Annotated in this window: 3 protein-coding genes; 1 reads left to right on the forward strand and 2 read right to left on the reverse strand. The window is 63.2% G+C overall.

The genetic code is table 11. From position 1 onward, the window contains the following. Positions 1–32: 32 nt before the first annotated feature. Positions 33–1,172, reverse strand: coding sequence for an aromatic ring-hydroxylating dioxygenase subunit alpha (locus QF777_11760; GenBank protein ID MDP6912218.1), 1,140 nt, complete (start codon positions 1,170–1,172; stop codon positions 33–35). A gap of 141 nt (positions 1,173–1,313) precedes the next feature. Between QF777_11760 and QF777_11765 the strand changes: the two genes are divergently transcribed. Continuing rightward, positions 1,314–2,234, forward strand: coding sequence for an alpha/beta fold hydrolase (locus QF777_11765; GenBank protein ID MDP6912219.1), 921 nt, complete (start codon positions 1,314–1,316; stop codon positions 2,232–2,234). 12 nt (positions 2,235–2,246) lie between these two features. Here the strand turns inward: QF777_11765 and QF777_11770 are convergent, their stop codons facing one another. Continuing rightward, positions 2,247–3,215, reverse strand: coding sequence for a 2OG-Fe(II) oxygenase family protein (locus tag QF777_11770; GenBank protein ID MDP6912220.1), 969 nt, complete (start codon positions 3,213–3,215; stop codon positions 2,247–2,249). Positions 3,216–3,310 lie beyond the last annotated feature (95 nt).

The following is a 3,310-nucleotide window of genomic DNA, read 5'->3' on the forward strand; positions in this document are numbered from 1 at the left end:
TCGGGGGTACGAAGTGCTCTCATTGGCTCTCCTTAGGGGTGTTCGAGAAGGGGTAGGGGCTCCATGTCCAGCATCCGTCGGTAGGTCCCGTGGTAGTGGTGCAGGGCGGGTTCGTTGCGGCCGAACACCACCTGGTCGAGGGCCCCTGACGAGGCGGTGCGCTGCTGGCTGGCACTTACCACGTAGTCCTCATCGCGGATGATCGACCCGAAACCCCTCGAGATCATCGTCAACATCTCGCGGGACTGGGGGTCCGCTGCTGGGCCGGGCCGGAGGTACCAGGTGATCCGACTCACGTGACGGCCAGGATCAGTGGAGCTCGGATAGGCCCGTACAAGGTGAATGCCCTCGGCGAACGGCATCAGTTGGACGTTGGGGAACAGCCAGTAGACGGGCAGGGCTGCGGTGGTGATCTCCCATTCATCTTCCGGTAGGTCCCGGAGTCCGTCGATCTCGCGTTTGCACAGCAGCATCCTGTGGTTTCGTCCGTAGGTGTCATAGCACTGGACGTTCCCGTGGAAGTTCAGGTGGATGGTTTCCGAATGGAGTGCAGGGAAGTGGTAGGTCTCCCCGAAGGTGTCCATGGCCAACTTCCAGTTGCAAGCCACGTCGTAGTCGTCTCTTCCGAGGTACGACAACTCGCCTAGGTTCCACGAACCCAACTCGGCCCGGAGCGCAGGTCCCAGTTGCTCGTCGAGATCAATTGTGCCTTCCGGGTCGGGATGGACCCACAACAAGCCGGCCTCCTCCACGGCGGGTAGTTCAACCAGACCGAGGCAGGCCTTGTCGGGATCACCGAAGTGGTCCGCATTGGGTAGACCGACGAGAGCACCTCCGGTGTCGTACGACCACCGGTGGAACGGACAGGTGAACCGCCTGGCCTCACCACGGTCACGCTCCTCGAGGACCACACCGCGGTGTCGACAGGAATTGACGAAGGCCCGGAAGCGACCCTCTTCGTCGCGGGTGCCTAGGAGCGGTGTGGGCAGGTCGTCACACGTCAGGAAGGCACCGGGCTCGGGCAGGTCACCTGTTAGACCGACGAGGTGGGGATGGCCAGCGAAGAAGGCTCGGCGCTCACGCTCGGCCAGGTCAGGATCTGCGTAGACACTGGTCGGATTGTGGAAGAAACCGCCGGCATCGACGTTCAGCCCATCGTCGAGACGCTCCATCAACAACCTGATCTGGGAAACCTGCTCGCTTCGATCCACGACTCTCCCGGAGGTCTGCTTGACTGGCCCACCCCGAGTGTTCTCCCCACCCCGCTGCGCTGCCAACATGGACGGGCTGTCGACGTCGGCCAGGAGGTTGCCGTGATTCCCCTAGACGAGACCTACGAAGGAACGTTTCCGTTCGCACCACATACTTTCGATGGCTGCGGCTTCGTCCAGCACTATGTGGACGAAGGGCCCCGTGACGCCGAGCCGCTCCTACTGCTTCACGGCGAGCCCACTTGGGGCTACCTGTACCGGCACATGATCGGTCCACTTTCGGAAAACCATCGGGTGGTCGTCCCCGACCACATGGGATTCGGCAAATCCGAGACTCCACAGGACCGTGAGTACACGCTCCAGACCCACACCGAGAACCTGGTCGCACTGGCAGAGCACCTCGACCTGACAGACATCACGTTCTTCGGTCAAGACTGGGGCGGTCCAATCGCCACGGCATTCACGGTGCGCCACCCCGAGCGGGTCAAGCGACTGGTGTATGCAAACTCGCTGGCCGGATACGGCCGAATCGCCGATGAATACGCAACACCGATAGCCCAATCTCGTTGGTTCACTTGGATCGGTGGGGGCCTGGAATCGGGCCGCACCGCCGACGTCCTGTTGAACCTAGGGTCGACCGTGCTATCGGTCATGAAAATCACTGGTTTCACCAATTCGGCAGTGGTGGACGACACGTGGATTCGGGCCTACTCCGAGCCCTTCCCGGACCGGGCGTCTGCCATCGGTGGGCTTGAGTTCCCTCTCGACGCCTATCTGGGCCGGATCGGCGAATACGTCCTCGCCGGTGCCGAAGGGGTGCCCGACCTGATGTCCAAGCCGGCGATCCTGCTGGAAGGCATGGAGGATGGGGCAATCCCACCCGACCGGGCCATCGCCGACTTTCAGGCGCTATGGCCCGATGCTCCAGTGGTTGAACTACCCGGCGTAGGCCACTACTGCCAGGAGGACGCCCCCGACGCCCTGGTGGCCCATGTCAAGGACTTCCTCCAGGCCAACCCCTAGGGAACGATCCGGTCAGTCGACGCCACCCAGGTGGCTGTGGGTGTCAGCTGGCTCCTCGCCGGGCCAGTTGGTGCGCCACACCTCTGCCTGCACATAGCCCATAGGAATCGACCGGGCCTCGAAGCCATCTACTGGCTCGATCATCGGTTCGGCCACCACCAGGTGGTTGGGAACTGCGAAGAATGGGGCGCTGTACCGCTCGACCCCGGCGGAGGTGACCACCCGGTGGGGCGTAGAGACCAGTCGACCCCCCGACCAAACCTCCAAGACGTCGCCCACGTTGACCAGTAGTGCCCCCCCGGGACAGGCGGCTTCAACCCATCGACCGTCACGAGTCCTCACCTCGAGGCCACCCACCGGATCGGGGTCAAGCACGGTGACCACCGTGATGTCCTTGTGAGCGTGGAACGCCGGCGCGAGGTCGTCGGGGCTCCGGGCCGGGTAGTGGAGCAGGGTCGTGTTGGTCAGTGGGGCCTCCATGGCCCCGGCCAGGGCGGATCGATCCAGCCCCATCTCGTCGGCCAGCACGTCCAGCAGTCGGTCAACAAGGCCTTCCATGGCCACCCACCAGGACGCCACGACCTGCTGCATTCGCGCCGGATGCGCAGGCCATCGGTTCGGTCCGTACAGACTGCACTCGTTGCTGACCGGATGTCCCGGCGGGCACTCCCAGTGAAGCTTGTAGCCCTCGAAACCGTCGGCTGTAGCAGTGCCATTCCCTGCCTTTGAGTCGCGGTTCGGAGTGAAGAAGCGTTGTGGGATGAAGCCCCGGTAATTCTCGCGGGTGATGGCCTGTCGAGCCTTAGAGGCCTCGTCCACTGCGAACAGGTCGACCAACAGTTCACGCATTGCTGACAGGTCGGCTTCTGGCACTCCGTGCTCACGCAGTGCCACAAATCCGACGGTCGACAGTGAGGCGACTACGCCGGATCCGTCGACGAGGTCGACTACCGGAACATCAGGGGCCGAAGCTCCCTTCATTAGATAATCGGCAACTCGGCTGGTGCCCGGCGAGACAGCATCTCGGGTCCGTCGGCTCGCAAGACGAAGTTCTCTTCGTGGACCATCATCCGGCC

The organism is Acidimicrobiales bacterium (assembly GCA_030747595.1).
GTDB lineage: Bacteria > Actinomycetota > Acidimicrobiia > Acidimicrobiales > MedAcidi-G1 > UBA9410.